Source organism: Cupriavidus sp. MEYA8, from assembly GCF_059278825.1.
Genome location: NZ_CM181222.1, coordinates 156,194 through 178,714 on the forward strand (window position 1 = coordinate 156,194; position 22,521 = coordinate 178,714).

The following is a 22,521-nucleotide window of genomic DNA, read 5'->3' on the forward strand; positions in this document are numbered from 1 at the left end:
CGTTGCAGAATTGTGCGCAGCATTTGCCCACGAATACACCTGAAGATTCCGAGGCGTGAAAGGAATCTTCCTATCTTCGTGAGCGGGCAAGCGGGTTGTGCTGATTGTCCTATGCCGGCCCGTGTTTCGGTCGCGAGCGATGCCGCATGGATGGAGCGCGCAGGCATTGCGGTTGGCAGGGCGAATCATAGCGCCGCAATCACACTCGCAATGTGCAGAGAGCGTCGCCGGACATGCATAACTTCGGCGTGGGCGCACACTAAATCCCCGCTGCAGGCCCGCCCTTGGCAGCGCGTTAGGCACTGTCGGCACTCGAATCGGAAATTTCCACAGGCATTTTCGGCATTGTCTGAATGAGGTGGTGCAGCTTGGCTCATAGAGTGAATACCAGCCGCATTTTCCTGGTTCGCCTTGCCCCGCCTGTCCTGCCTTTCCCTCCTTTCCTGCTTGCCGGTCCGTTCGAAATCCCCCAGCACGGCATGCCGCGCCCCATCGCCACCCCGCCACGCCATTGCCGTGTTGCATCGTTGGGCCGCGATGGTCCTGTTCGCTTTCTCGACCGGCGCCGTGGGCCAGACCATGGCGCCGCTGCGCGCCGCGTCGCCTGCCCATGAACGCCTGTACGGCTGGGCCGCGATGCTGTTCTGCGGCCTCAGTGCATGCTTGCTGGCATGGATCGCCGTGCTCCATCGCGAGGTTCGCCGGCGCCGCGCGGCCGAGAGCGCGCTGAACGACCATATAGCGATCCAGTCGGCGCTGCTTGACGGCATTCCGCAGCCGGTCTACCTGCGCGATGCCTCGCTGCGGCTCATCACCTGCAACCGCAGCTACGAGGAACTCGTCGGCGTCACGCGCGAGCTGCTGCGCGGCCAGCCGCTCGATGCGCCGGGCCATGCGCATCCCATCGTCACCGACATGGCCGAGCTGGCGCGCGACTACCGCAAGGTCCTCGACGATGGCGCGCCGCTGCGAAAGGACCGTTGCCTGCAACTCGACGGGCGCAGCCATCATGTGCTCAACTGGATTACGCCGCTGCGCGGCGCCGACGGCAAGGTCAAGGGCCTCGCGGGCGGCTGCGTCGACCTGACCGAACGCCACGACATGCTGGCCGAACTGGCACTCGCCAAGGCCGAGGCGGAAGCCGCCAACCGCGCCAAATCCACCTTCCTGGCTTCGGTCAGCCATGAGATCCGCACGCCGATGAACGCGATCACCGGCATGCTGGAGCTGACACTGGCGCAATGCCAGCTGCCTGACCGCGACCGCCTGCAGCTGGTGACCGCGCATCAGTCGGCGCTCGGCCTGCTGGCGCTGATCGACGACATCCTGGACTTGTCAAAGATGGAGGCCGGCAAGTTCAGCGTCCACCCGGCGCCGGCATCGCTGCCGGCGCTGGTCAACGACACCCTGCTGATATTCGGTCCCGTGGCCGAGCAGAAGGGATTGACGCTGACCGGCGAAACCGGCGCCGGCGTCGCGCCGCTGCACCAGGTCGACGGCCTGCGCTTCCGGCAAATCCTGGGCAACCTGGTGTCCAACGCCGTGCGCTTTACCGACCGCGGGACGATCCATATCCAGCTCGAAGCCGAGCCGGCCGAGGACGGCAAGCAAGGCGTGACGCTGACTGTTACCGATACGGGCATCGGCATACCACCGGCGGCGCAAGCGCGGCTGTTCGAGCCGTTCGCGCAGGTACACGACCAGTCGCGCGCGCACGCAGGCGGCACCGGGCTCGGCCTGGCGATCTGCCGGCGCCTGGCGAGCGCGATGGGCGGACAGATTGCGCTGGCCAGCCAGCCGGGCCAGGGCACGCGCGTGACGGTGTCGTTGCCGCTGGCGCTGGCCGACGCCGTCGCTGCCGAGCCGGCGCAGCCGGTGCCAATGCCGGGCTGCGCGCGCTGCCATGCCCGCATCCTGGTGATCGACGACCACGCGCCCAACCGCCTGCTGCTGCAGCGCCAGCTGGAGTACCTGGGCCACCATGTGGCTACCGCGAAGGACGGCCGTGACGGGCTGGCCAGGCTCGATGGCGCAGTGTTCGACGTCGTGGTCTGCGACTGCGCGATGCCGGTGATGGACGGCCTGGCGTTCGCGCGTGCGGTGCGGGGCCGTGATGACGCGGTCCGCGACGTGCCCATCGTCGGCTGCACCGCCAGTGCCGTGGCGGAAGACCACGCCGCCGCGCTGGCTGCCGGCATGAATGCGGTGATCGTCAAGCCGGTGGGCCTGCAGGATCTGGACGAAGCGGTGGCACGCGCCTGCAGCGGCCGCCTTCCGCCGCCGCGGCCGTCGATGACGGTGCATGCGGTGCGATCCGAGCCGCCCGCCGAAGATGCGCCGAACGCCGGCAAGCCCGGCTCCTGTGCGGCCTGGTGTGCCGTTTGCCGCGCAATGAACGTGGCGTGCGACCGGATCGACACGGTCCCGGAGTAACGGGAACCCGCGCGGTTTCAGGCTTCCACCGGCACGGCGCTGGTGCACTTGATCTCGTCCAGGCAGACGCTGGACTTGACCGCGCTGACGCCCGGGATCCGCATCAGCGTATCGAGCAGGAAGTCAGACAACGCCTTCAGGTCCTTCGCGACCACCTTCAGCACATAGTCGATATCGCCGGTCACGGAAAAGCACTCCTGGATCTGCGCCAGTTCCGCCACCAGCCGCTTGAAGTTGGACAGCTCGCGGATATGCCCGCGCTCCATCGTCACGTGGATAAAGGCAACGACGCCCAGGCCGAGGGCAGCGGCATCCAGCCGCGCTTCGTAGCGCTTGACCAGTCCGGCCTCTTCCAGGCGGCGGTGGCGCCGCAGCGTTTGTGCCGGAGACAGCGCAATTGCCTCGGCCAGCTCCAGGTTCGAGGCGCGCGCGCGCTCCTGCAAGACCGCGAGCAGGCGGCGATCGGTACGGTCCAGCTCGATCGTTTGCACTTTGATTTCCTCACTTCAGAGATTCAAGCAATTTGATTTCATAAGCTAGGGTTTCCCTGCGTGGCTAACGAAATCCAATTTTGCTGGGCAGAATATACACTGCATCCCAAGCCAGCGACATAAAGCCAGCGCCAAGACCAGGTACGCCGGCATGACTGGCGGCGGCGCCACCCGATCCTGGCAGCGTCGCCACTGCAATAATATTTCCCGACTGACCGGTTCTGAACGCCCCCATGACCATGAACCTGCCTTCCCAGCCTGGCACGCCAGGCGCCAGCGCCAACGGCGCGGAGCGCTGAACCGGAATCCCGATCTTCGGCGCGCGCCCGTCCTGCCCGACGGCACTCTGCGGGCGCCGCACCGATCCAATCATTAACCTCCCCTTAGTTTCCCCTTAGTGAGAAAGCCATGGCCGACCTGTTTGACAACCCGATGCAACTGATGGGCTTCGAATTCGTGGAATTCGCCTCGCCCACCCCTAATGTGCTCGAGCCGCTGTTCGAGCAGATGGGCTTCACGCTGGTGGCAAAGCACCGCTCCAAGGACGTGGTGCTGTACCGCCAGGGCGAGGTGAACTTCATCGTCAACCGCGAGCCGCACAGCCACGCCGCCTACTTTGCCGCCGAGCACGGCCCGAGCGCCTGCGGCATGGCCTTCCGCGTCAAGGATTCGCACAAGGCCTATGCCCGCGCACTGGAACTGGGCGCGCAACCGGTGGAAATCCCGACCGGCCCGATGGAACTGCGCCTGCCCGCGATCAAGGGCATCGGCGGCGCGCCGCTCTACCTGATCGACCGCTTCGAGGAAGGCAAGTCGATCTATGACATCGACTTCGAGTTCATCGAGGGTGTCGACCGCCACCCGGTCGGCCACGGCCTCAAGCTGATCGACCACCTGACGCACAACGTCTACCGTGGCCGCATGGCTTATTGGGCCAACTTCTATGAAAAGCTGTTCAACTTCCGTGAAATCCGCTACTTCGACATCCAGGGCGAGTACACCGGCCTGACCTCCAAGGCCATGACCGCGCCGGATGGTAAAATCCGCATTCCGCTGAACGAGGAATCGTCCAAGGGCGCCGGCCAGATCGAAGAGTTCCTGATGGCCTTCAACGGCGAGGGCATCCAGCACATCGCCTTCCTGACCGACAACCTGATCGAGGTCATCGACAATCTGCAGCTCGCGGGCGTGCCGCTGATGACCGCGCCGAACGACTACTACTACGAAGCGCTGGACACGCGCCTGCCCGGCCACGGCCAGCCCGTCGAGCAACTGAAGTCGCGCGGCATCCTGCTGGACGGCACCACGGAAGGCGGCAAGCCCCGCCTGCTGCTGCAGATCTTCTCCAAGACCGCGCTGGGTCCGGTGTTCTTCGAGTTCATCCAGCGCCGCGGCGACGAAGGCTTCGGCGAAGGCAACTTCAAGGCGCTGTTCGAGTCGCTGGAACGCGACCAGATCGAGCGCGGCACGCTCAAGGTCGAGGCCTGACCGGATCGGCCTTCACTGACCGGCCGCCTGTGCCAGGCACCAGCCGGTTCCGGTAAGCGAACCACTCACGCGGCAGTCACCCTGCCGCGCGGGTGGTTGCGTCCCCCCGGCCCAAGCGTCCGACTCCAAACAGCCAGAGGCGCGGGCCCGCATTCCATGAGAATGGGTAGAGGAAACAACTGAATGCATGCAAGCAGCAATGACGGCACGCTCAAGCGTGGCCTGAAGAACCGGCATATCCAGCTGATCGCGCTGGGCGGCGCCATCGGCACCGGCCTTTTCCTGGGCATCGCCCAGACCATCAAGATGGCGGGACCCTCGGTCCTGCTGGGCTACGCGATCGCCGGCATCGTGGCGTTCTTCATCATGCGCCAGCTCGGCGAGATGGTGGTGGACGAGCCGGTCGCCGGCTCCTTCAGCTACTTCGCCGACAAGTACTGCGGCCACTTCGCCGGCTTTCTCTCCGGCTGGAACTACTGGGTGCTGTACATCCTGGTGAGCATGGCCGAACTGTCCGCCGTCGGCATCTACGTGCAGTACTGGTGGCCGGAAATCCCGACCTGGGTCTCGGCGCTGGTGTTCTTCCTGGTGATCAACGCGATCAACCTGTCGAGCGTGAAGTCCTTCGGCGAGATGGAATTCTGGTTCTCGATCATCAAGGTCGCGGCCATCATCGGCATGATCGGCTTCGGCGGCTACCTGCTGATGTCGGGCAATGCCGGCCCGCAGGCCAGCGTGGCCAACCTGTGGCAGCACGGCGGCTTCTTCCCCAACGGCATGGGCGGCCTGGTGATGGCCATGGCGGTGATCATGTTCTCGTTCGGCGGGCTCGAGCTGGTGGGCATTACCGCAGCGGAAGCGGATTCGCCCGAGAAGACCATTCCCAAGGCCACCAACCAGGTGATCTACCGCATCCTGATCTTCTATGTGGGCGCGCTGGCAGTGCTGCTGTCGCTGTACCCGTGGGAGAACGTAGTCACCGGGGGCAGCCCGTTCGTGCTGATCTTCCATGCGCTGAACAGCAACTGGGTTGCCAACGTGCTGAACGTGGTGGTGCTGACCGCGGCGCTGTCGGTCTACAACAGCGGCGTGTACTGCAACAGCCGCATGCTGTACGGCCTGGCCCAGCAGGGCAATGCGCCCAAGGCGCTGCTGAAGGTCAACAAGCGCGGCATCCCGCTGACGGCGCTGGCCTTCTCGGCGCTGGCCACCGCGGTGTGCGTGGTGATCAACTACTTCATGCCGGGCAAGGCCTTTGAGCTGCTGATGGGCCTGGTGGTGTCGGCCCTGATCATCAACTGGGCCATGATCAGCCTGATCCACCTGAAGTTCCGGGCCGACAAGCGCCGCGCCGGCCAGGCCACGAAGTTCCAGAGCTGGGGCTACCCGCTGACCAACTACCTGTGCCTGGTGTTCCTGGGCGGCATCCTGGTGGTGATGTACCTGACCGAAGGCCTGCGCCTTTCCGTCTACCTGATCCCGGTGTGGCTGGTGGTGCTCGGCGTCAGCTACCTGGTGCGCCAGAAGAAAGCAGCCGCCTTGCTGCAGGACGGCGTCGCCGCCCAGCAGTTGCGCTGAACGGCCAGTGCGGCGCCTGCAAACCGCGGGCGCCGCCGGTTAGAATCCTTGCTGCGCGGTGCCCGGCGCCTGCCTACGCCACGCAGCAGCCCCCTCCGACCTGATTCCATCGCATCCCATGTTCGCACACATCGAAGCCTTCCCCGGCGACCCCATCCTCTCGCTCAACGAGGACTTCCAGAAAGATCCCCGCACCGACAAGGTCAACCTGAGCATCGGCATCTACTTTGACGATGACGGCCGCCTGCCGGTGATGCAGGCGGTTGCCAAGGCCGAGGCCGCGCTGCTGGCCGACATGGGCCCGCGCCCCTACCTGCCGATGTCGGGCCTGGCGGGCTACCGCAGCGCGGTGCAGGCGCTGGTGTTCGGCGAAGACTCGCCGGCGCGCGCCGCCGGCCGCATCGCCACGCTGCAGACGCTGGGCGGCTCCGGCGCGCTGCGCGTGGGCGCGGACTTCCTCAAGCGCTACTACCCGCAGTCGCAGGTCTGGATCAGCGACCCGAGCTGGGAAAACCATCGCGTGGTGTTCGAGCGCGCGGGGTTCACGGTCAACACCTACCCGTACTACGACGACGCCACCGGCGGCCTGAAGTTCGACGCGATGATGGACGCGCTGCGCGCCATCCCCGCGCAGAGCATCGTGCTGCTGCACGCCTGCTGCCACAACCCGACCGGCGTGGACCTGAACCAGGACCAGTGGCGCCAGCTGATCGCGCTGGTCAAGGCCAACAACCTGCTGCCCTTCGTCGACATGGCCTACCAGGGCTTCGGCGCCGGCCTGGAGGACGACGCCTTTGCGATCCGCGAACTGGTGGCGCAGGACGTGCCGTGCCTGGTGGCCAATTCGTTCTCGAAGAACTTTTCGCTGTATGGCGAGCGCTGCGGCGGCCTGAGCGTGTTCTGCAACACCGCCGGCGAAGCCGCCAACGTGCTCGGCCAGCTGACCGGCGCGGTGCGTGCCAACTACAGCAACCCGCCGACGCACGGCGCGCGCGTGGTGGCCAAGGTGCTCACCACGCCCGAGCTGCGCCAGCTGTGGGAAGAAGAACTGGCCCAGATGTGCGGCCGCATCGCGCGCATGCGTGAAGCGATCCACCACAACCTGCGCGACCATGTCAGCGGCGAGGCGCTGTCGCGCTACCTGACGCAGCGCGGCATGTTCACCTACACCGGCCTGAGCGCCGACCAGGCCGAGCGCCTGCGCGAGCAGCACGGTGTCTACCTGCTGCGCTCCGGCCGCATGTGCGTGGCCGGCCTCAACGAGCGCAACGTGGGCATCGTGGCGAAGGCCATCGGCAGCGTGCTGAAGGGCTAAGCCTTTCCGGTTTCGCAAACAATGCCAGGGGCGGCGCCATTGTGCGCCGCTTTTCTTTTTGCTGGCCGGCTGGCGCGAGCGTAATTTCTACAAGCCCACGTGGAGTTATGACGCACGCGGCGGCCCCGCTTCCCTGCCACTGCTGGTACAAGCCTGCCCCGCCGACGGGCACCGAATTTGCTGTCCTTCTTGCTGCACTATCTGGCGCGACGCCATCCCCGTGGTGCCGCCCAGTCCACAAGAGGCCAGCACGATGTCCGAACACAAGGAGCCCTCCCGGCGCGATGCCACCGCGCCCGCAGGCAGTGCCGCGCGACCCGTCACGCTCAGGATCAACGGCCAGTCCCACACCCTGCAACTCGAGCCACGCGCCACATTGCTCGACACGCTGCGCGAAGTGATGCACCTGACCGGCACCAAGAAAGGCTGCGACCGCGGCCAGTGCGGCGCCTGCACGGTGCTCAGCGACGGGCGCCGCATCCAGGCCTGCCTGACGCTGGCGGTGATGCAGGAGGGCCGCGACCTTACCACCATCGAAGGCCTGTCCGGCGGCAACGCGCTGCACCCGGTGCAGGCAGCCTTTGTCGCGCATGACGCACTGCAGTGCGGCTTCTGCACGCCGGGGCAGATCTGCTCGGCCGTCGGCATGCTGGCCGAGGCGCGCGCCGGCGAGGCCAGCGCGGTGCGGCCGCTGGCAGCGCCCACGCTGCCGCTTGGCGACGACGAGATCCGCGAGCGCATGAGCGGCAACCTGTGCCGCTGCGGCGCCTATCCCAAGATCGTCGCCGCGATCCGCGAGGCCGGCGGCAAGCCAGGCGCGCACTGAGGCCGCGGCATGCAGCCATTCTCCTACGCGCGGCCCGACACCATCGACGAAGCGCTGCGGCTGGGCAGCCAGCCGGGCGCGCGCTATATCGGCGGCGGCACCAATCTGATCGACCTGGTCAAGGCTGGTGTCGAAACGCCGCGACAGCTGGTCGACGTGAGCCGCCTGCCGCTGGCGCGGGTCGAGGCGCTGCCAGACGGCGGCCTGCGCATCGGCGCGACGCTTACCAACACCGACGCGGCCAACCTGCGGTTGGTGCGCGAGCAGTACCCGCTGCTGGCGCAGGCGCTCTTGTCCGGCGCGTCCGGGCAGCTGCGCAATATGGCCACCGTCGGCGGCAACCTGCTGCAACGCACGCGCTGCCACTATTTCTACGACACGGGATTCCCGGCCTGCAACAAGCGCAAGCCAGGCTCGGGCTGCGGTGCGCTCGACGGCATCAACCGCATGCACGCGATCCTTGGCGCGAGCGAGCATTGCATCGCCGTGCATCCGTCCGACATGTGCGTGGCGCTGGCCGCGCTGGAGGCCGTCATTGTCGTGCGCGCGCCCGGCGGCGAGCGCCGCATCAGGATCGCCGACTTCCATCGCTTGCCGGAAGACAAGCCCGAGATCGACACGACGCTGGCGCCCGGCGAACTGGTCGTGGCGCTGGAACTGCCGCCCTCGCCCTACGCCGCGCATGCGCACTACCTGAAGGTGCGCGACCGGTCCAGTTTCGCCTTCGCGCTGGTCTCGGTGGCCGCGGCGCTGGAATTTTCCGGCCATACCGTGCGCAGCGCGCGGATTGCGCTGGGCGGCGTGGCACACAAGCCCTGGCGCGTGCCCGGAGCCGAGCAGGCGCTGACCGGCCGGCCGCTGAGCGCGCACAGCGCGGCAGAAGCCGCCCGCCTGTTGCTCGACGGCGCCCGGTCGTATGAGCACAACGCCTTCAAGGTCGGGCTGGCGCAACGCGCCGTGGTGCGCGCGCTGCAGGTGGCAGCCCGCCCGCAAGGCGCCTGAAGGAGCATTGCAATGAGCGTTACCGGCGCTCCCATCGACCGCACCGACGGCGTGCTCAAGGTCACCGGCCGCGCACGCTACACGGCCGACCATGTCCTGCCGGGACTGGTCCACGCGGTGATGGTGACCAGCACTATCCCGCATGGCAAGGTGGAATCGATCGACAGCGCCGCGTGCCAGCAGTTGCCCGGCGTCCGGCTGGTCATGACGCCCTTCAACGCGCCGAAGCTGCCCAGGGGCGGCAAGGCCGGGGCAGATACGCCGACCGCCGGACACGTAATGACGCTGCTGCAGGACACCGCGGTCCACTACAACAACCAGCCCATCGCCGTGGTCGTGGCCGATACGCTGGACCAGGCGCGCGATGCGGCGGCGCGGCTGGTGGTCCGCTACCGCGAGCAGCCGGCCGTGCTGGATTTCGCGCAGGCGCGCCTGCACGCCGCCAGGCCGCGGGGCGAAGACGCTGGCGAGGCCGACAGCCATCGCGGCGATGTCGACGCCGCGCTGCATTCAGCGAGCGCGACGGTCGACGCGGTTTACACCACGCCGATGGAGCACCACAACCCGATGGAACCGCATGCCACCATCGCCGCCTGGGACGACGACAACCTGACGCTGTACGACTCCACCCAGTACGTCAGCGGCGTGCGCAAGGCGGTAGCGGCCACGTTCGGCATCCCGGCCGGCAAGGTGCGCGTGCGCTGCCCCTTCGTCGGCGGCGGCTTCGGCTGCAAGGGTTCGATGTGGTCGCACGTGGTGCTGGCGGCCATGGCGGCGCGCGCGGCCGCCAGGCCGGTCAAGCTGGTAATCGAGCGCGTGCAGATGTTCGGGCCGGTGGGCGCGCGGCCCGTCACCGAACAGCGCGTACTCGCCGCTGCCGGCGGCGATGGCCGCCTGCAGGCGATGCGCCACGACGTCGTCATCGGCAGCGCGCAGCTCGAGGAATGGCTCGAGACTTGCGCCGTGCTGACGCGATCGCTCTACGCATGCCCCAACCTGCAGACCAGCCACCGGGTGGTACGGCTGCAGGTCGGCACCATGACCTTCATGCGCGCGCCGGGCGAGGCTCCGGGGAGCTTCGCATTGGAGTGCGCGCTGGATGAGCTGGCCGATCGGCTCGGCATCGATCCGCTTGAGTTGCGCCTGCGCAACCACGCCGATACCGATCCGCACAAGCAGATGCCCTTCTCCAGCAAATCGCTGCGCGAATGCTATCGCGTGGCGGCCGAGCGCTTTGATTGGTCGCGCCGCAATCCGAAGCCGCGTTCGATGCAGGCCGGCGGCAAGCTGGTGGGCCTGGGAATGGCCACCGCCACCTACCCTGCCAACCGTTCGGCCGCGAGCGCGCTGGCGCGCATCCTGCCGGACGGGACCGCGCTGGTGCGCAGCGGCTCGCAGGACCTTGGCACCGGCACCTATACCGTGATGACGCAGGTGGCGGCCGACGCGCTCGGCCTGCCGCTGGAGCGCGTGCGCTTTGAACTGGGCGATACGGATTTTCCGGAGGCGCCGGTCTCGGGCGGATCGCAGTCGGCAGCCAGCGTCGCGCCGGCGGTGCAGCAGGCCTGCGCCGCTGCGCGCGGCAAGCTGGTGGCGCTGGCCGTGGCCGATCCCGCCTCGCCGTTCTACGGCGCTCGCCCGGATGACGTGGAGGTCGTGGACGGCTGGCTGCGGCTGCGCAGCGACCCGTCGCGCCGCGAGCCGGTCGGCGCCGCCGTCACGCGCGCCGGCGGCCAGCCTGTCGAGGCCCACGCCAGCGCCAGGCCGGGCGATGAGCGCAAGCAGTACTCGATGCACGCCTTCGGCGCGGTCTTTGCCGAAGTGCATGTCGATCCCGACCTGGGCGAGGTCCGCGTGCATCGCGTGGCCGGCTGCTACGACGTGGGCCGCGTGCTGAACCGCAAGACAGCGCATAGCCAGCTGGTGGGCGGCATCGTCTGGGGCATCGGCATGGCGCTGCATGAGAAAAGCGAACTGGACCTCGCCACCGGCCGCGTGGCCAATGCCAACCTCGCCGAATACCATGTACCGGTCAGCGCCGACGTGGGCGAGATCGACGTCGACATGCTGGACGGGCACGACCCGCATATCAATGCGCTGGGCACCAAGGGCATCGGCGAGATCGGCATCGTGGGGGTCGCCGCCGCCATTGCCAATGCCGTGTACCACGCGACCGGACGGCGCGTGCGCGACCTGCCGCTGACGCCCGACAAGCTGCTGGACTGACGGCCGGACGGCACGCCGGTGGTTGCGCAAGCGGCCTTCCGATGGAGAGATGTCGCCACGGGGCAGTGCCCGCGACCTGTCTGTCCGCGCCGCGGGCCTGGAGGCTGCCGTGAACGTCCCCACCCTGAAGCGTCCGTCCCCGTGCCTCGCCGCCCTGCTGGCGGCTTCTTGCGCAGCGCTCTTTCCCGCCGCGGCGTGCCCCCAGACCCCGGCGCCTCTGGCTGAATGGCAATTCTCCGCCGGCGTCCCGCTGCAGAAACTGTTCGAGGACGACATCCCGGACTGGCAGGTTCGACTGGGCGCCGCGGCCATGGTACGGCCGCGCTATGACGGGTCGTCCGAATATATCTTCGTGGGCGGTCCCAGCATTGATATCTGCTACCGTGACCTGGCCTTTGCAATGATCGGCGAAGGGATTGGTGTCAACGTGCTGCGCGGCAAGAACTGGCGCGCCGGCATTGCGCTGTCGTACAACTTTGGCCGGCGCGGGCAAAACGAATCGCCGCACCCGGATGGCATGGGCAATATCAATCCCGCGCCGGAAGGCAAGCTGTTTGCGGAATACGCCGTGTCCAGGGAATTCCCGCTGGTGCTGCGCATCGACGCGCGCCGCAGCCTCGGCGGCCTAAAGGGGCGAAACCAGGGCATATCAAATATCTACCAGATGCAGGCCGCAGGACAAAAAACAAAAAAACAAAGACCTCAATGAAAATCCCGACTCCCCACCATCAACCTCCCCAGCAAAGGACTAAGATCCACCAGTTCCTTAGCCACAAGGTGCCGCACGTCCCCCTGCCGCTGCCAGGTCCCCACTACCCCCAGCAACGTAGCCCCCAACACCTCCTTCCGCTGCCTTTCCACCAGATCCGGCCATAAGATCAGATTGACCGTACCAGTCTCATCCTCGATCGTCGCAAAAATAGTTCCACTGGCCGTAGCAGGCCGCTGCCGCACCGTGACAATCCCGCAAGCCCTCACCCGCCGCCCATTGCCACAGCGCTGCAGCTGACTCGCGGTAGCAAACCGCATCGCCTTCAACCTGTCCCGCAACAACGCCAGCGGATGCGACTTGAGCGAGAGCCCGAGGCTGGCGTAGTCCGCCGTCACATCCTCTCCCAGCCGCGGCGCGGGCAGCACGAGCGCATCTTCCGCCGGCGGCGCCTCGTACAGCAGATCGCGGTGCGCCGCATGCTCGGCCGCCGCGCGTGCCTGCCACCGCGCCTGCCGACGATGACCCGCAAGCGGCGCCAACGCGTCTGAAGCGGCCAGCACGTCGATATCATGCCGATCCAGCGCGGCACGCAGCGCCAGGTCTTCCACACTGTCGAACGCACGCTGCGCACGCGCATCCTCGATCCGCCGCGCGGCCTCCTCGCGCATGCCCTTGGCGCGGCTCAGGCCGAGGCGCACGCGCGGATGCGTTTGCGCGGCATCGGCCTCCACCGGCTCCAGCGTGCTTTCCCACCGGCTCGACGTGACGTCCACCGGCAAGACCACCACATCATGCCGCTGCGCATCCTGCACCAGCTGCGACGGCGAATAGAATCCCATCGGCTGGCTGTTCAGCAGCGCGCACAGGAAAGCCGCCGGATGGTGGCATTTGAGCCACGAGCTGACATACACCAGCTTGGCAAAACTGGCCGCATGGCTCTCCGGGAAGCCGTATTCGCCAAACCCCTCGATCTGCTTGCAGATCGCCAGCGCAAACGATTCCGGATAGCCATTGCCGGTCAGCGCGCGCACCAGCGCGTCCTGGTGCTGGCGCAGGTCGCCGCGCCTGCGCCACGCGGCCATCGAGCGCCGCAGCTGGTCGGCCTGTCCCGGCGAGAAACCGGCTGCGTCGATGGCCAGCTGCATCACCTGCTCCTGGAAGATCGGCACGCCCAGCGTGCGGCCCAGCACCTTCTCGATCACGGCGTTGAAGTAGACCGGCGGCTTCTTCGTCAAGCGGAACGCCTCGCGCCGCTTCAGGTAAGGGTGGACCATGCCGCCCTGGATCGGGCCGGGGCGCACGATCGCCACTTCCACCACCAGGTCGTAATACGCGCGTGGCTGCAATCGTGGCAGCATCGACTGCTGCGCGCGCGATTCGATCTGGAACACGCCGATGGTGTCGGCCTTGCAGATCATGTCGTAGGTTTCCGGGTCTTCCTTGGGGATGTCTTCCATGCGCGCCGGCAAGCCCGCACGCGTCTTGTCAGGGTTGGGGATCATCTCCAGCGCACGCCGGATCGCCGACAGCATGCCCAGCGCCAGCACATCGACCTTGAGCAGGCCCAGCGATTCCAGATCATCCTTGTCCCACTGGATCACGCTGCGGTCCGCCATGGCCGCATTCTCGATCGGCACCAGCCGCGACAGCTTGTGGCGCGCAATCACGAAGCCACCCACGTGCTGCGACAGATGGCGCGGAAAGCCGCGCAGCTGCGCGGTCAGGCTGGCCCACTGCTGCACTGCCGGCGAGTCGGGATCGAGCCCGTAGCGCGCGATCTTCTCCACGAAGCCGGGGCCGTCCCACCAGGCCTGGCCCTTGACCACCTGCTCGACCACGCTGGCGTCGATGCCCAGCGCGCGGCCAACGTCGCGCAGCGCGCTGCGCGAACGGTAAGTGATCAGCGACGCCGCCAGCGCAGCACGGTGGCGGCCGTACTTCTGGTAGATGTACTGGATCACCTCCTCCCGCCGCTGGTGCTCGAAGTCGACGTCGATATCGGGCGGCTCATCGCGCTCGCGCGACAGGAAGCGGCCGAACAGCAGATTGGCCTGCTCGGGACTGACCTCGGTCACATACAGGCAGAAGCACACCAGCGAGTTGGCGGCCGAACCGCGGCCCTGGCACAGGATGCCGTTGGCGCGGGCAAAGCGCACGATGTCGTGCACGGTGAGAAAGAAGGGCTCGTACTGTTTTTCCTCGATCAGCTGCAGCTCTTCCTCCAGTTGCTTTTCCCATTCCGGCTTCAAGCCATTGGGAAAACGTTCGGCCTTGCCGCGCTTCACTTCCTCGCGCAGGTAAGAGATCGGCGTGAAGCCCGGCGGCACCAGCTCCTCGGGATATTCATAACGCAGCATGCCCAGCGAGAAATCACACTGCGCGGCAATCTTCAGCGTCTGCGCCAGCGCATCGCGCGGGTACAGGCGCGACAGCACCTGGCGCATGCGCAGGTGCTGCTCGGCATTGGGCGCCAGCGCCATGCCGCATTCGGCCAGCGGCTGGCCGAGCCGGATCGCGGTCATCACGTCCGACAGCGGCTTGCGCGAGCGCACGTGCATGGTGACCGCGCCGGCGGCGGCCAGCGGCACGCCGGTCTGCGCCGACACGGCTTCCAGGCGCGCGCGGTGCAAGCCGTCGGCATGGCCTTGCAGCAGTTCCAGTGCGATCCATGCGCGCTCGCCGAAGACGTCGCGGCACCACTGCGCCTGTTCGCGCAGCAGCTCGGGATCGGCGCAATAGTCGGGCAGCAGCAGCGCCAGGCAGCCCGGCATGCCGCGCAGGTGGGCTTCGTCGCCGGTCGGCGCGGCGATGTCCTCGGGGTGCAGCCGGTAGCTGCCCTTCTGCGCGCGGCGGCGGCCCAGCGTGATCAGCTCGGACAGGTTGCCGAAGCCGTCGCGGTGCCGGGCGATCAGCACCAGCCGCAGCGGGGGGCGGTCGGGGCGGTCGGAGCGATCCGCAGGCGGCAGGCTGAAGCGGCTGCCAATCAGCAGCGCGAAGCCGTCGGCGGCGGCGGCCAGCGCCTGCAGCCGCTGGTGGCGGCTGGCGTGCGCGGCAGGGTCGTCCTCGCCGGTATCGGCGTCGCCTTCGGGATCGAGCAGCGGCTCGTCGATGTCCGCCTCCGCGCCGCGCGCCGCGCTGCGTGCCACCGCGTCGTGCAGGCGCTTGCGCAGCGTCTGGATCGCATCGTGCGCGCGCGCGGTGCCGGCCACCGAGCATTCATCCGTCAGTGCCAGCCCGCGGTAGCCCAGGCCGAAGGCGCGTTCGATCAGCTCGCCCGGGTGCGAGGCGCCGGTGAGGAAGGTGAAGTTGGAGATGCAGTGCAGCTCCACGTAGTCCGGCAGCGCCGGCAGCAGGCCGGGCAGCGAAGGGATCACCGGCGTCATGCGAACAGCCCGTGCAGGAACCAGCGGTACTCGCTGCCCTCGTCCGCGCCGTGGCCGGGGCGCTCGCGATAGATCCAGCAGCGCAGGCCGTCGGCGCGCTCGGCGATGAAGTAATCGCGCGTGGCTAATGCACCGTCCCACCAGCCGGCCTCGATGCGCTCGGGCCGGCTCAGCAGCGCCAGCGGCCCGCCGTGGCTGGGGCGGTGCTGCTGCACCGGCAGCGGCAGCGGTTGCGGCAGCAGCCACAGCGGGCGCTCCGGCAGCGGGCCGGGCATGCCGCCAGCCTTGCCACCGGGCTGCGGTTCGTCGACCGGCACCCAGCGGTTGGCGCGCTCGGGACGGTGGTCGGCCAAGGGCCGCGGCTGCAGCACGTTGTCACGGCCCAGCCGCGCCATCAGCGTATCGAGCAGGCGGCCCAGGTCTTCCGGCGAGCCGCCGGGCTCTGGGAACAGCGCGTCGCTCTGCGGCACGCAGGCCTGCATCGCTTCCACGCGCAGCGCCAGGCCGGTGACCGGGGCGTGGAAGTTGAGCTTGTCGAGCTTTTCGCGCAGCAGCCGCGACAGGTGCGCGGGATCGCGGCTGGGCTGGGCGAGGCCGAGCGCGACCGGCGTCCCTTCGGTATCGACGCCGCGCCGGTAGCGCTCATGCTCCAGCACCAGCGCGCAGCGCGTGACGCCGGCCTGCAGCAGCGCCAGCCAGCCGGCCAGCGCCAGCAGCAGGCGCTGCGCGCCGGCCAGCACGCCTTCGGCGGATTCGATGCGCCCGGGCAGGTCCATGCGCTGCGCGAACGTGGGCGGCGCCGCGTACCAGGCAAAGCGCGCCGGGGCCTCGCCATAGGCCTGGTCCAGCCGCGCCAGCAGCGCCGGGCCCAGCCGCCGGGTCAGGCCGGCGCGCGGCAGGCGCCGCACCTCGCCCAGCGTGCGGCAGCCGATGCCGTCGAGCCAGGCCGGGTCGGCCAGCGTGTGCAGCGCCTCGACCGGCAGGCGGTCGAGCAGCCGGTGCAGCCGCGCCATGCCCACCGCCCGGCGCGCGGGCCGCACCACGCCGCGGCGGGTGCGCCGCAGCGGCTGGCGCGCCAGCCAGGCGGCGCCGTGCGCGGTCGGGCCGCTGCCCACCTGGGCAATGGTGCCGAGCTGGCGCACGCAGGCGCGCACCGCGCGGCACAGCGCGCGGTGGCCGCCAAAGAGGCGCAGGCTGGCGGTGACGTCGAGCATCACGGTGGCCGCTTCCGGTTCCTCGTCGAAGGTCACGGCCGGCGTGAAGCGCAGCAGCGCCAGCGCCACCGTTTCCATTAGCGCCTCTTCCGCAACCAGGTCGCGTTCCAGCTGCACGATGTCCGCCGACAGCGCCTGCACGCCGCCGCGGCGCATGCCGTAGCGCACGCCCAGCTGCATCGCGGGACCGTTGGCCAGCACCACCTGCTCCTGCGCCATCACCGCCACCGGCAGCGCATGGTGCAGCGTGCCGGTGACGGAGGATGGGCTGGAGGCAGCCGGCTCAGGCCAGTTGGGCTGCAGTGCGTCCAGGGGCAGGCGCGGCAGGTGCACCGCGATCCAGTACGGCATCGGTAGAAGACTGAGAAGACGAAGACACAACGGAAGGCGCGGCGGCCGGGGCGCCGGCGGGCACGGGCCAGGCGGCCGTGCGCATGGCTGCCTCCATCCCGCCCAGGCGCAGCAGCAACGGCGTATCGCGCACCGGCCCGCGTCGCTTGTGGAAGGTGATCGACAGCACATTGCCAGGCTGCGGCGCCAGCAGCAGGCGCAGCACCGCCGGCGACGACTCGCGCAGCGCCGCGGCCGGGCGCAGCGCCCACACCACCGCGTCGCCGGCTTGGGCCAGCACCTGCAGCCGGCGCAGCGCCTCGGGCCGGGCCGCGGGCAGCCACACCAGCACGCCGCCGAAGGCCTGGCTGCGCAGCACCTGCTCGGCCGCCCACAGCATGTCGGCCTGTTGCGCAGCCTTGGCCGCGCCGGCTGGCGGGCGCAGCCAGTACAGCTGGCGCGCCGGCAGGCCGGCCGCGGCCAGGCCCATGGCATTGGGCAAGCAAGGCGGCGCCACCAGCGCGATGCGGCGCCCTGCCCCGGCCAGCACGCGCAGCGCCGGCAGCAGCAGGCGCAGTTCGCCCGCGCCGCCCTGCGTGGTCAGCAGTTCGGTCAGTCCGCCCGCCGGCCAGCCGCCGCCCGGCAGTTCGGCCGAGAGCGCGTCATACCCGGTCGGGCACACCGCGGCGCTGCCGGCACGGCCAAGCTGGCCGGCGCGCCACAGGCCGGGATAGCGCTGCTCGAGCGCCGACAGCGCCTGCTGCCGGGTAGCGTGGGCTGCCGGGGCTGCCGGGGCTGCGGACCTGGCCGGCGTCGGCGCAGGGAAAAGAACGCCCTCCGCCGCCATGGGCGGGGCTGCGTACGATTGCGCAGGCATGTGAAGTCGGTGTCGCTCGCGGGAAGCGAGGAAATAGGATATTTACGATAACTGTATATTTATACAGTATCGAGGCAAGCGCAAGGGGTAGACGCGCGAAGGATGCCAGGGTGGTGCGCGGAGCACCGGAGGAACGGATCGGGCGGACGGGCTCCGCCTCCGAAGAAGAGAAAGGGGCGCGAACGCCCCGTGGGCCTACTTCAGGTATTTCATCGTGGCAACGCCGGTCGCCACCAGCAACTCCTGGTCAAGCCAGACCTCGGCACGCGAAAAGAAAATCGAGCGCCCGCGCCGATCGACGGTGCCCTTGGCCGTCAACACACTGCCCGTGCCGTTGCTCAGGAAGTTGGAAGTCAGCGACAGCGTCACCGCATGCCGCGCCGCCTCGCCCGGCGCCGAGAATAGGCCGGCATAGCCGGTGGCGGCGTCCAGCAGCGTGCAGATCGTGCCGCCATGGACCACGCGGCTGCGGTTCAGCATGCTGGACGTGACCGGCAGTTCAAGCTCCACGTAATCGGGGCGCCACTGCGTGATGCGGACACCGATGCTTTCGAGGGCGGGATTGTCGAGAGAGAAACCGCCGCCGGCGCCACCCTCCATCACGATTTCCGTTGCTTGGATTTTCATTTCACTGCTCACCACGGCTAAATTTGTCCAGGCGGTATTTCCTCGCGATTCGCGGCCCCAAACAATTCCGATTTGGCGAACAGCCACTTTGGCGTGCACGAAGCGCGCGGGCCAGTGCCGGCCCGCGCGCGCACTTCCGTCAGGGCTTCTTCGGCCGCACCGCGTCGGCGGTGCCCTGGATAAATGCCTGGATCTTGACCACGTCCTCCGCCGTCAGCTTGCCGGTGAAATCCGGCATGCCCTTCTGCACCAACGGCCCGTTGAACAGGATCTTGTCCAGGTGCTCGATCATCGGCGCGCCGACATAGGCCAGGTTGGGAATATTGCCGCCCTTGTCGACACCCGGCACGCCATGGCAGAAGACGCAGTTGTTGACGTAGAGCTTCTGCCCGTCGGCGACCTTGGCCGGGTCGTATTTCACCCCGCTCAGCAGCGGCGCCATCGCGTAGGGCGCCGACTCGGGCATCGGCTTCTTGCCGTTGAGCACAAAGGTGTAGACCCGTCCCGGCGCCTGCCTGTCGCTGCCGCGCTGGCTCAGGCCATACACGCCGCCCCAGCCCACCGCCACCGACACATACTGCTTGCCGTCGAGCAGGTAGGTCACCGGCGCCGCCACCACGCCGGAGCCGGTCGGCGCCTGCCACAGCTTCTCGCCGGTGCCGGCGTGATACGCCACCAGCCGCCCGTCCGCCGTGCCCTGGAACACCAGGTTGCCGGCGGTCGCGAGCGTGCCGCCGTTCCACGGGCCGGCATGGTCCTGGTGCCATACCGCCTTCTGCGCCAGCGGGTCCCACGCGATCAGCCGCCCCATCGGCTTGCTCCTGGGAGGCTCGGCATTGACCAGCATGCCCAAGTTCCAGCCCACGCCGCGATGCGCCTCGGGAGAGTCCTTCTGGTTGTGGGCCCACTCCTTGTTGTCGGCCAGCGTCAGCGGCACGTGCTGCGCCGGGATAAAGGCCAGCCCCAGCTTCGGGTGGAACGACATCGAATGCCAGTTGTGCGCGCCGAACGGCCCCGGCACGATATCCGCCGGCTTGCCCGAAGTGTCCGACTGCGGCGTCTCGATCGGCCGGCCGTCCTTGTCATAGCCCGAGGCCCAGTTGACGTCGACGAAGTTCTTGGCCGAGATGAACTTGCCATTGGTCCGGTCGATCACGAAGAAGAAGCCGTTCTTGGGCGCGTGCAGGATCACCTTGCGCGGCTGGCCGTCGATCTTCAGGTCGGCCAGGATGATGTCCTGCGTCGAGGTGTAGTCCCAGTTGTCGCCCGGGGTTTCCTGGTAGTGCCAGACGTATTCGCCAGTGTCCGGGTTCAGCGCCACCACGGAGGCCGCGTAGAGGTTGTCGCCGCCCTTCGGGCTGCGCAGCTTGCGGCTCCACGGGCCGGCGTTGCCGGTGCCGATGTACATCAGGTTCAGGCCGGGGTCGAACGCCATGGTGTTCCAGACCGTGCCGCCGCCACCGTTGACCCAGTACTTGCCGCTGGGGTCCCAGGTGGCCGCGGCCTTTGCCATGGCTTCGTTCTCGAAGGGCCTGGCGGGGTCGCCCGGAACCGTGTACCAGCGCCATTGCTGCTTGCCGGTCTCGGCATCGTAGGCGGTGATGTAGCCGCGCACGCCGTACTCTGCGCCGCCGTTGCCGATGATCACCTTGCCCTTGTAGACGCGCGGCGCGCCGGTGATCGTATAGGACTTGCTGCGATCGACGATGGTGTCCTGCTCCCACACCTTCTTGCCGGTGGCGGCATCAATCGCCACCAGCCGGCCGTCGAACGCGCCGACGAAGACCTTGTCCTGGTACAGCGCCACGCCGCGATTGACCACGTCGCAGCAGCCCTTGTAGGCCTGGTCGCGCGGTACCTGCGGGTCGTAGGTCCACAGGCGCTTGCCGGTGCGCGCGTCGATGGCATGCACCACGCTCCACGGTGCGGAGACGTACATCACCCCATCGACCACCAGCGGCGTCGCCTCCACGCCGCGCGTCGATTCCAGGTCGTAGGACCAGGCCAGCCCCAGGTCCTTGACGTTGCCCGCGTTGACCTGCTCGAGCTTGCTGAAGCGGGTCTCGGCGTAATCCAGGCCGTAGCTGGGCCAGTTCGGCGTGCCGGCCTCGTTGGCGCGGATTGCGGCGCCGTCCACGCGCGCGGCGGCGTTCGCCGGCTTGTGCGCCTTTTTTGCCGGGCGGGGAGCGGCGTTGCCTTCGGCGCCGAATGCCATCGGCGCCGGCAGCGCCACGCTGGCCGCGGCCACCATGCTCACCAGCAGGCGTTGCTTGTTGCTATGCATCTTGGTCTCCTCTGTCTTCTTAATTGATTTGGCGTGTCAGAACACCGACCTCCATGAAGCGCCCATAGCGAATAATGCCTACGTCCGAATCCAGGTTGCCGCCGGCGACGCCGTTGCCACCCGCATAGACGCGGTCGCGCTGCGCGACTTCCGGTTTTCTTCTTGCCTGTGTCGCCCGCCGCGCAGCGGGCGTGGCCGCGTCAGCAGGCCTGCGCGCGCGCGATATTGATCACGCTCAGTTGCGCATACTCGGCCAGCCCTTCCGGCCCGAATTCCACGCCGACGCCGGACTCCTTGGCGCCCACCAGCGGGATGTGCGGGCCGAAATGCAGGTGGTGGTTGACCCATGCCGTACCCACGTCGAGACGCCACGCCACCCCATAGGCGCGCTCTTCGTCGCTGGACCACACCGAGCCACCCAGCCCATACGGCGTACCGTTGGCGCGCGCCACGGCCTCGTCGATGCTGTCGAACTTCAGCACCGGCAGGATCGGCGCGAACTGCTCCTCGGTCACCAGCTCGCTCTGGTCGGTCAGGTCGCGCACGATGGTCGGGGCGACGAAGTAGCCATCGCCCTTGAGCAAGGCGCCACCCGCCAGGATCTTGCCGTCGCGGCGCGCGCTGGCCAGGAAGCGGCCGGCCTTGTCGTACTGCATGGCGTTCTGCAGCGGGCCCATCGTGACGCCTGCTTCCGCGCCATTGCCTACCACCGTGCGCCCGGCCAGGTCGGCCAGCGCGTCGCACAGCGCGTCATGGACCGACGCATGCACGTACAGCCGCTTCAGCGCCAGGCATACCTGCCCGCAGTTGTAGAAAGCGCTGCCGAAGATCTTCGGCGCGATTTCCGCCACGTCGGCATCGTCGAGCACGATGGCCGCGTCGTTGCCGCCCAGTTCCAGCGTGATGCGCTTCAGCCCCGGGCCGGCGCTTGCCATCACCTTCTTGCCGGTCGCGGTCGAGCCCGTGAACGAGACCTTGGCCACGTCGGGGTGCGAAGTCAGGTAGCTGCCCAGGTCATTGGCATCGGTGATGATGTTGACCACGCCCGGCGGCAGCAGGTCGGACAGGATCGCCCCAAGCTGCAGCGTTGCCACAGGTGTGGTCGGCGCGGGCTTGAGCACCACGGTATTGCCCATCAGCAGCGCCGGCGCGAGCTTGTAGGCAGCGATCAGCACCGGGAAATTCCATGCCGCGATGGCGGCCACCACACCCAGCGGCTTGTGGTGCAGCTCGATGCGGTGGGTGGCGTCGTCCTGCACCAGCGATACCGGCAGCTCCAGCCCGGCGATATGGCGCACGAAGGCTTCGGCGAACTGCAGTTCCTGACGCGCCTCGGCCAGCGGCTTGCCCTGCTCCAGCACCAGCGTGGCGGCCAGGTCCTCCGCGTTGCCGTGCAGCGCGTCGGCGAAGCGCAGCAGCAGCGCGCGCCGCTGCGGCAGTTCCAGCGCGGCCCAGCCCGGCTGCGCGGCCTTGGCGGCGGCGACCGCCGCAGCAGCCTCGCGCTCGGTGGCGCGCGACACCGTGGTGAACACCTTGCCGGTGGCGGGGTTGACCACGTCGAGCGTGGCGCTGCCCTGCACGATTTTTCCGTTGATCAGCAGTCCTGCATTGCCGTGCATCGCTTGTCTCCTCATGTTGTTCCCTGGTTGGAATGCGATGCCCTGCAACGCAAGCGGCGTGCCTGGCGCACAAATCGCGCACCTGCGCTTGTCTTTGCGCCAGTTGCGCATGGCAG

Annotated in this window: 15 protein-coding genes; 8 read left to right on the forward strand and 7 right to left on the reverse strand. The window is 68.2% G+C overall.

Annotated features, from left to right (window positions below; genetic code table 11):
• Positions 1 to 516 precede the first annotated feature (516 nt).
• A complete protein-coding gene (locus AC5WJ1_RS17820) occupies positions 517 to 2,433 on the forward strand; it encodes a PAS domain-containing sensor histidine kinase (RefSeq protein WP_240745775.1) in 1,917 nt (638 codons plus the stop codon).
• Between the two features lie 17 nt (positions 2,434 to 2,450).
• Here the strand turns inward: AC5WJ1_RS17820 and AC5WJ1_RS17825 are convergent, their stop codons facing one another.
• The gene (locus AC5WJ1_RS17825; protein WP_063240375.1) at positions 2,451 to 2,924 is read right to left on the reverse strand and encodes an Lrp/AsnC family transcriptional regulator; all 474 of its coding nucleotides are present in this window, start codon (positions 2,922 to 2,924) and stop codon (positions 2,451 to 2,453) included.
• Positions 2,925 to 3,332: 408 nt separating this feature from the next.
• Here AC5WJ1_RS17825 and hppD point away from each other — a divergent pair, with 408 nt between their 5' ends.
• The 7 genes from hppD to AC5WJ1_RS17860 all read left to right on the forward strand — a co-directional run bounded on the left by hppD (position 3,333) and on the right by AC5WJ1_RS17860 (position 12,068).
• A complete protein-coding gene (gene hppD / locus AC5WJ1_RS17830) occupies positions 3,333 to 4,412 on the forward strand; it encodes a 4-hydroxyphenylpyruvate dioxygenase (protein ID WP_133093322.1) in 1,080 nt (359 codons plus the stop codon).
• 183 nt (positions 4,413 to 4,595) lie between these two features.
• Entirely contained in the window at positions 4,596 to 5,990 is a 1,395-nt protein-coding gene (locus AC5WJ1_RS17835; RefSeq protein WP_133093323.1) for an amino acid permease, read from the forward strand.
• Between the two features lie 118 nt (positions 5,991 to 6,108).
• Positions 6,109 to 7,305, forward strand: a complete 1,197-nt coding sequence (locus AC5WJ1_RS17840; RefSeq protein ID WP_135703861.1) for an amino acid aminotransferase — start codon at positions 6,109 to 6,111, stop codon at positions 7,303 to 7,305.
• A gap of 253 nt (positions 7,306 to 7,558) precedes the next feature.
• Entirely contained in the window at positions 7,559 to 8,131 is a 573-nt protein-coding gene (locus AC5WJ1_RS17845) for a (2Fe-2S)-binding protein (RefSeq protein WP_135703860.1), read from the forward strand.
• Positions 8,132 to 8,140: 9 nt separating this feature from the next.
• Positions 8,141 to 9,133, forward strand: a complete 993-nt coding sequence (locus tag AC5WJ1_RS17850; RefSeq protein ID WP_135703859.1) for an FAD binding domain-containing protein — start codon at positions 8,141 to 8,143, stop codon at positions 9,131 to 9,133.
• Positions 9,134 to 9,145: 12 nt separating this feature from the next.
• Positions 9,146 to 11,359: a xanthine dehydrogenase family protein molybdopterin-binding subunit gene (locus tag AC5WJ1_RS17855; RefSeq protein WP_195427457.1), complete on the forward strand. Its 2,214-nt coding sequence runs from the start codon at positions 9,146 to 9,148 to the stop codon at positions 11,357 to 11,359.
• Positions 11,360 to 11,468: 109 nt separating this feature from the next.
• The gene (locus tag AC5WJ1_RS17860) at positions 11,469 to 12,068 is read left to right on the forward strand and encodes a MipA/OmpV family protein (RefSeq protein ID WP_368671116.1); all 600 of its coding nucleotides are present in this window, start codon (positions 11,469 to 11,471) and stop codon (positions 12,066 to 12,068) included.
• Here AC5WJ1_RS17860 and AC5WJ1_RS17865 read toward each other — a convergent pair.
• The 6 genes from AC5WJ1_RS17865 to AC5WJ1_RS17890 all read right to left on the reverse strand — a co-directional run bounded on the left by AC5WJ1_RS17865 (position 12,062) and on the right by AC5WJ1_RS17890 (position 22,405).
• Positions 12,062 to 15,454, reverse strand: coding sequence for an error-prone DNA polymerase (locus AC5WJ1_RS17865; protein ID WP_195427458.1), 3,393 nt, complete (start codon positions 15,452 to 15,454; stop codon positions 12,062 to 12,064). The two genes, AC5WJ1_RS17860 and AC5WJ1_RS17865, sit on opposite strands and share 7 nt — an antisense overlap.
• Positions 15,451 to 17,019, reverse strand: coding sequence for a Y-family DNA polymerase (locus AC5WJ1_RS17870; RefSeq protein WP_195427459.1), 1,569 nt, complete (start codon positions 17,017 to 17,019; stop codon positions 15,451 to 15,453). The genes AC5WJ1_RS17865 and AC5WJ1_RS17870 overlap by 4 nt, the downstream gene beginning before the upstream one ends.
• Entirely contained in the window at positions 16,952 to 17,875 is a 924-nt protein-coding gene (imuA, locus tag AC5WJ1_RS17875; RefSeq protein WP_494476831.1) for a translesion DNA synthesis-associated protein ImuA, read from the reverse strand. The genes AC5WJ1_RS17870 and imuA overlap by 68 nt, the downstream gene beginning before the upstream one ends.
• A gap of 195 nt (positions 17,876 to 18,070) precedes the next feature.
• Entirely contained in the window at positions 18,071 to 18,475 is a 405-nt protein-coding gene (locus AC5WJ1_RS17880) for a PaaI family thioesterase (protein ID WP_133098200.1), read from the reverse strand.
• A 166-nt stretch (positions 18,476 to 18,641) separates the two neighbouring features.
• Complete coding sequence (locus AC5WJ1_RS17885) at positions 18,642 to 20,786, reverse strand: PQQ-dependent dehydrogenase, methanol/ethanol family (RefSeq protein ID WP_494476832.1); 2,145 nt, start codon at positions 20,784 to 20,786, stop codon at positions 18,642 to 18,644.
• A gap of 200 nt (positions 20,787 to 20,986) precedes the next feature.
• Complete coding sequence (locus AC5WJ1_RS17890; protein WP_133098122.1) at positions 20,987 to 22,405, reverse strand: aldehyde dehydrogenase family protein; 1,419 nt, start codon at positions 22,403 to 22,405, stop codon at positions 20,987 to 20,989.
• Positions 22,406 to 22,521 lie beyond the last annotated feature (116 nt).

Coding starts and splice junctions, on each gene's coding strand:
- hppD (WP_133093322.1), top strand. CDS start 3,333: ATGGCCGACCTGTTTGACAACCCGATGCAACTGATGGGCTTCGAATTC.
- AC5WJ1_RS17835 (WP_133093323.1), top strand. CDS start 4,596: ATGCATGCAAGCAGCAATGACGGCACGCTCAAGCGTGGCCTGAAGAAC.
- AC5WJ1_RS17840 (WP_135703861.1), top strand. CDS start 6,109: ATGTTCGCACACATCGAAGCCTTCCCCGGCGACCCCATCCTCTCGCTC.
- AC5WJ1_RS17845 (WP_135703860.1), top strand. CDS start 7,559: ATGTCCGAACACAAGGAGCCCTCCCGGCGCGATGCCACCGCGCCCGCA.
- AC5WJ1_RS17850 (WP_135703859.1), top strand. CDS start 8,141: ATGCAGCCATTCTCCTACGCGCGGCCCGACACCATCGACGAAGCGCTG.
- AC5WJ1_RS17855 (WP_195427457.1), top strand. CDS start 9,146: ATGAGCGTTACCGGCGCTCCCATCGACCGCACCGACGGCGTGCTCAAG.
- AC5WJ1_RS17865 (WP_195427458.1), bottom strand. CDS start 15,454: ATGACGCCGGTGATCCCTTCGCTGCCCGGCCTGCTGCCGGCGCTGCCG.
- AC5WJ1_RS17870 (WP_195427459.1), bottom strand. CDS start 17,019: ATGCCGTACTGGATCGCGGTGCACCTGCCGCGCCTGCCCCTGGACGCA.
- imuA (WP_494476831.1), bottom strand. CDS start 17,875: ATGCCTGCGCAATCGTACGCAGCCCCGCCCATGGCGGCGGAGGGCGTT.
- AC5WJ1_RS17880 (WP_133098200.1), bottom strand. CDS start 18,475: ATGGAGGGTGGCGCCGGCGGCGGTTTCTCTCTCGACAATCCCGCCCTC.
- AC5WJ1_RS17885 (WP_494476832.1), bottom strand. CDS start 20,786: ATGCATAGCAACAAGCAACGCCTGCTGGTGAGCATGGTGGCCGCGGCC.
- AC5WJ1_RS17890 (WP_133098122.1), bottom strand. CDS start 22,405: ATGCACGGCAATGCAGGACTGCTGATCAACGGAAAAATCGTGCAGGGC.